At 60.5% G+C, this 5,589-nt stretch carries 5 protein-coding genes and 1 pseudogene; 2 read left to right on the forward strand and 4 right to left on the reverse strand.

Features of this window, described 5'->3' with window-relative positions:
• Positions 1-126: 126 nt before the first annotated feature.
• Positions 127-927 (reverse strand): Crp/Fnr family transcriptional regulator, encoded by an 801-nt coding sequence (locus QZ213_RS23695; RefSeq protein WP_291688513.1) that lies wholly within the window; start codon positions 925-927, stop codon positions 127-129.
• 268 nt (positions 928-1,195) lie between these two features.
• Between QZ213_RS23695 and QZ213_RS23700 the strand changes: the two genes are divergently transcribed.
• Positions 1,196-1,633 carry a hypothetical protein gene (locus tag QZ213_RS23700; protein ID WP_291688514.1) on the forward strand — a complete coding sequence of 146 codons (438 nt, stop codon included), beginning with the start codon at positions 1,196-1,198 and terminating at the stop codon, positions 1,631-1,633.
• Positions 1,634-1,979: 346 nt separating this feature from the next.
• Positions 1,980-2,183, forward strand: a pseudogene (locus tag QZ213_RS23705) (putrescine ABC transporter permease PotI); the annotation flags it as partial.
• 6 nt (positions 2,184-2,189) lie between these two features.
• Here the strand turns inward: QZ213_RS23705 and QZ213_RS23710 are convergent.
• The 3 genes from QZ213_RS23710 to QZ213_RS23720 all read right to left on the reverse strand — a co-directional run bounded on the left by QZ213_RS23710 (position 2,190) and on the right by QZ213_RS23720 (position 5,503).
• Positions 2,190-3,056: a carbohydrate ABC transporter permease gene (locus QZ213_RS23710; protein WP_291688515.1), complete on the reverse strand. Its 867-nt coding sequence runs from the start codon at positions 3,054-3,056 to the stop codon at positions 2,190-2,192.
• Positions 3,053-3,922, reverse strand: a complete 870-nt coding sequence (locus QZ213_RS23715) for a sugar ABC transporter permease (RefSeq protein WP_291688517.1) — start codon at positions 3,920-3,922, stop codon at positions 3,053-3,055. Before QZ213_RS23715 ends, QZ213_RS23710 begins: the two co-directional genes overlap by 4 nt.
• Before the next feature lie 192 nt (positions 3,923-4,114).
• Positions 4,115-5,503 carry an ABC transporter substrate-binding protein gene (locus tag QZ213_RS23720; RefSeq protein ID WP_291688516.1) on the reverse strand — a complete coding sequence of 463 codons (1,389 nt, stop codon included), beginning with the start codon at positions 5,501-5,503 and terminating at the stop codon, positions 4,115-4,117.
• Between the last annotated feature and the right edge of the window lie 86 nt (positions 5,504-5,589).

Raw genomic sequence — 5,589 nt, forward strand, 5'->3', positions numbered from 1 at the left:
CGGGATTGGAAGTGGCGTCCATGGCCGGCCCCTTTGAGATTCGTCCACGAGACGCGTTATCAAGGGTGCCGCAAGACGGCGATGACGATCGTCAATTTTTTCGCACACGGCTGATTGTGCAGCAGATCACGCCGGGATCAGGCAATCGATTTCGGCTGCGAGCGCTTCCACGCTGGGGATCGTGACCTGACGGCCGGAAAAATGGGCCACTCCATCAGTCTCAAGCCGGCCAATGATGCGCGAAATCGTCTCGTGGCGGGTGCCGACCATCGATGCAAGGTCGCGCCGCGACACCGGCAGATCGATCGATTGTGACCCATTCGAATTCCGACGGCCGTGCCGTCCCACCAGGACGAGCAGAAGGTGCACGAGTTTGTGGCGGTTCGACAGCGTTGCCTGGCGAAACATCATGTCGTGCGCGTGCTCGAGCTCGCCGATCGAGCGTTTGAGAAAACGCAGGCCGAGTGCCGGGTTGCCGGCCAGCAGCGCCGCAATCGTCGAATGGTCGATATGACATATCACGGTCGGACCCAACGCTTCGGCGCTGGTCTTGTGCTCGCTGTCGGTGAGGAACGAACGGTATCCGATGGTGTCGCCGGGATAGGCGAGCTCAAGCAGCACCGAATTACCGTTACCATCAAGTTTGCGAATGCCGACAGTGCCGCCGGAGACGCAATGCACGCCATCGTTGCGCTCGCCTTGCGCAAAGACGACCTCGCCTGAACCATATTCGCGCCGCCGCCGCCCGCTGGTCAGCAAGGCGCTCGCGGTTGGGTCAAGATCATGCCAATCGCTCCGCCGCCCAACGTGGCATACAACGCAGGCCTGTCCCTCCTGCTTTGTGCAAGCTTGTGCCATGCTTCCACCCTCCACTTGGTACCAGCCCAGGCGTTCTTTCGGCCCGGTCGCACCAAACTGGATAAACATGATGACGCCACCGGCGTCAGCGGCTTTGACATACCGCAACAGATTGCCGACCTACCCCCAAGGTATTAGCGCCCCGATCGCGGCATCGGGCAGCTAGTTGCGAGGTATCCGGCGGTTGCTGTCCGTCGGGGCGAGCCATTCGGCAGACGATGTCGAGCAAAATTGACGATCATCAACGACGGTCGACGCGCATCGGGCTAAGGGCGCAAATGCCCGCAGGATCGGCATCGGGTCGTAGAGGCGGGGCGCTGTTATCCGGGTGCAAACCATGCAACGCGTTGGCTCTTATGTTGCGGCCGCCGTGGTCATAGTGGCCGTCGCGATGGGCGTCATCTGGGCGCTCAGGATGCAGCCAGTGGGGGCACCCGGCCTGCAGACGGCCGGCCCCTATAAGTTCAAGGCGATGCCAGTCGGCGCCGACGGGCCGCTCAGGGAATGCGTGGTATGCCACAGCATCGAGACCGGCGGACCGCTTCGCGTGGGGCCACCTCTGCATGGCATCGTTGGTGCGCGCAAGGCGCGGGCGGATTGGTACGGCTATTCGCCAGCGCTGCGAAAGGCCGCTGGCAACTGGACGGAAGCCGACCTTGATAAATTTCTGACTTCACCGAGCAAGTTCCTGCCGGGTACTTCAAAGACCCTCATCGGCATTTCCGACGCCAAGGAGCGCGCGGACATTATTGCTGCTCTGAAGAACGCTCCGTAGCAATCTATGATTGGTGGGCATGACGCGGGATCCGGCCCCCGCGCCGTGTTCATGGCGTGTATTTGGGGGCCGGTTCTCGTAACAAATCTATCTTCTGGTAGGGGACTTCAATGATTTCAAAGACCCCAGACTGCGAACCTTGGGGTCAGGAGTTATTCGGCGAGCTTTCCGCGGGGTCAAAGCGAACCCTCTCCATAAGGCTGCTTTTGGCGCGAAGTGGTCATTCGGTGACCTCTGCTTGAATCGGACAATTTCGAACGTTGCGCGAGAAGTGTTCTATCTTTGCACCTACCGACAAACCCTCAAAGCAGCGAAACGTACCCTGGCCGTACGTCCGCTGATATTCAACGTCGTGATCGTGAGCTTTACCACCGGCCCGGGTTCGTCGACCCTGCCGATCCGGATCTATTCGGCGGCGCGGCTCGGCGTAAAACCCGAGATCAACGCCATCTGCACGCTGGTGATCGGACTGATCGCGGTGGTCATCGTGGCGGCGTCGCTGGTCTCCAAGCTGACCAGTTCGCGCGGCGAGAATGCGGCGCCGCTGTAAGGCCGGTCAGGATTTCACCGCACCCGCCGTCAGGCCGCCGACCATGTAGCGCTTGAAGACGTAATAGATCGCGGCCGGCGGCAGCGCGTAGATGAACCCGGTGGTCATCAAGAGTTCCCAGGGGCTATCGTCCGCGGCCAGGAAATTGCCGAGCGCCACCGGAAGCGTGATTTCCGTGTCCTTCGACAGCAGCAGGAACGCATAGAGATATTCGTTCCAGGCCAAGAGCAGCGCATAGCACCCGATCGCGACCAGCGACGGCATCATCAGCGGCAGATAGACCAGCCGGAATATTTGCGGGATGGTGGCGCCGTCCATGATTGCGGCCTCGTCCAGCTCCACCGGCAACTTGTCGGAGGCCTGCTTGAGCACCCAGATCGCGTAGGGCGAGGCGATCGTCACCATCGCCAGAATCAGCGACCAGTGATTGTTCAGGAGTCCGTAATTGCCCATGGTTCGGTACATCGGAACCGCCAGGAAGGCCGCCGGGATGAAATAGGTGAACAGCGCCAGATTCATCACCCAACGGCCGCCGGGGACCCTCAACCTCGAGATCGAGAACGCGGTCGCGGTCGCAATCAGCAGCGTCAGTACGCCGACCGAAACCGCGATCACGGTCGAATTCCAGAACTGGATCCAGAAATCCCGCAGGAAATAATGCTGCTGGTAAAACACAATATGGAAGTTATGCAGCGTTGGATGATCGGGCCAGAATTTTCCGGCGAAGGCGTCTTCCTTCGGCGAGATCGCAAACAGGAACATGTGATAGATCGGCAGCATGGTCCAGATGAAGACGGGGATGCCGATCAAGAGCAGGCGCGCCTCGGTGCCGGCTTCGCGCAAGGAGGGAAGTTTTAAGGAAGGCAGCTTCATCGCGAGAGCCGTTTCATCATGAAATACATCAGCGGAACCACGAAAGGCAGCGCGCAGACGATCGAGGCCATCGCAAGCGAGAGCTGATCGAGCCTGAGATAGCGAATGCCGAGGGTCGACAGCACATGGGTGAGGTCGGCAGGTCCCCCGCCGGTCAGGAGGTACACGCTGTTGAAGTCGCCGAGCGTCCAGATCATCGAAAGCAGCGTGCAGGTCAGATACAGCGTCCGCACCGACGGCCAGGTAATGAAGCGGAATTTCTGCCACCAGGTCGCGCCGTCGACGGCGGCCGCCTCGAACAGATCGCCCGGGATCGCCAGCCGTCCGGTCATCAGGATCAGGGTCCAGAACGGCAGCGATTTCCAGATATGCATGCCGATCGCCATGGTGAGCGCGACGGTGGGATCGTTGAGCCAGTTCGGACCGTCTTCCCCGGTCAGCTTGAAGATCAGCTGATTGACCATGCCCCATTCGGGATTGAACATGAACCGCACCGACAGGATGGTCGGGATCGACGGCACCGCCCAGGGCAGGATGAACAGCACCGACAGCCACTTGATCCAGGAGCGCTCCTGGATGAAGAAGCCCGACAGAAACAGCGCCACCACCATCTTGAAATTAATGCCTATCACCAGAAAGATCAGCGTGTTGATGGCGGCCCGGGCAAAAATCGGATCGTGATAGAGCGCGACATAGCTCGCCGGGTGACGGGCCAGCCAGAGCCCGTAACAGACCGGGTAGACCACGAAGGCCAGGAACACCAGCATGTAGGGCGCCAGCAGTACAATGCCCCAGACCTGCGGCGTCGACAGCCGCGCCGACAGCGGCCTGCGGGGGACCGTATCGTCGGGTGTCCTGAGCGTCATCGTTGCCATGCGGTGAACCTATATTGCCGCAGCTAAAGTGTGCCGCGGCATGTCGGCAAAGCTCGTCATGCCCGGGCTTGTCCCGGGCATCCACGTCCTGGCCTCAGCTAAGGAAAATGACGTGGATGGCCGGGACAAGCCCGGCCATGACGGCAGATGGCGTCTCGAACCATGAGGCCACTGTAGCATACGCTACCCCGCGACTTCCTTGAGGCGGGCGATCAGTTCGTCGACGGCTTTTTCGACCGGCACCTTCTCGCTGACCACGCGGTTCATCGCCTTGGCCCAGACGTTCTCGTTGTTCAGGATGGTGAACTTCCAGTTCTTTGTGAAGTCGAACGGCTGGGTGCCGCCGGTGAACTGGGTGTAGACCGCCTTGCGATGGCGGTCGGCCTGCCAGAACGGGCTCTGCTGGCTCGCTGATGTCACCGGGAACCAGCGGCCGAGCGCGCCCTCGATGTAGGGCCGCAGGTTTTCCTCCTGCAGCAGGAACTTGATGAACTCCTTGCCTTCCGCCTTGTTCTTGGCGGCGGTGAAGATCAACCCGGTCTTGACGTCGGAGCGGTATTTGATCGGCGTGCCGTCGGGCTTGTTGGGGAAGGACGCCGTGATGATGGTTTCCTCATACGCCTTCTTGCCGGCGGCGCGCTGCTCGGGGGTCAGCGCCGGGTTGTTGGCGTCGTCAAGCCACTTCGCCGCGATCGAGATCGTGAAATTGTGCGTCATCACGATGGTCCTGTTGTGGAAAGCGACATTGTTGTCGGGGTCCTTCCAGGTGGTGGAGGAGGGCGGCGTGCAGCCCCTGACATACGTGTCGGTGTAGTCCTTCAGCGCGCTGATCAGGCCTTGCCGGACCTTGGGATCGTCGACCAGGAGCTTGCCGTTGTCGTCGACTAGCCTGACGTTGTAGGCGTCCATGAAGGTGTAGAACGACTGGAACGAGTCGGTGGATTCCACGCCCATCGGCTGGCCGACGGCGTAAATGCGCTGGCCGGTGGCCTTGCGGATCGCGGGCTGCACCTTGTCGCACCAGAACGACCAGTAATCCTCCCATTTGGTCGGGATGTCGCTTTGCTTGAACCCGGCCTGCTCCAGCATGTCCTGCCAGATCTGGACGTGCATGCTCTGCTGCTTCAGCGGGAAGCCGTAATAGCCCCGCTTCTTGGTGACGTCGTTGAGCAGATAGGTGGTCTCCAGCGTGTTCGGCGCGAACGCCGATTTCATCGGCAGCAGGATATCAGAGAGATCCTCGAGCTTGCCCTCGAACGCCCATTTGCCCTGCGCCTGCACGTCGTAGCTGTCGGAATAGGCGACGTCCGGCACCGTGCCGGAATCAAGGGCTGCCACCGTCTTCGGAATCATGTCCTGAATGGCGTATTGCGACAGTTCGACCTTGATTCCGGTCTTGGCCTCGAACTTCCTGATCGCCTCCAGCAGCGCGTCGTCTTCGGACTTGTAAAAGCCCTTGCCGAACCAGACCGTGATTTTTTTCTCCTGCGCCACTGCCGGCGCGGCCGCGTAGAAAAGGCCGATGGCGGCGGCGACCGCAAATGCAAGCGCCCTTGTTCCCTTAGGTTTCACGTTATTCTCCCTGATCTGCCGATTGTTTTAACCGGTTGGACAAAAGACTAACGCATTGCCAGGGGTTGATCCAGATGCGGCAATTG

Origin of the sequence: Bradyrhizobium sp. (assembly GCF_017881085.1) — a bacterium.
Classification (GTDB): Bacteria; Pseudomonadota; Alphaproteobacteria; order Rhizobiales; family Xanthobacteraceae; genus Bradyrhizobium.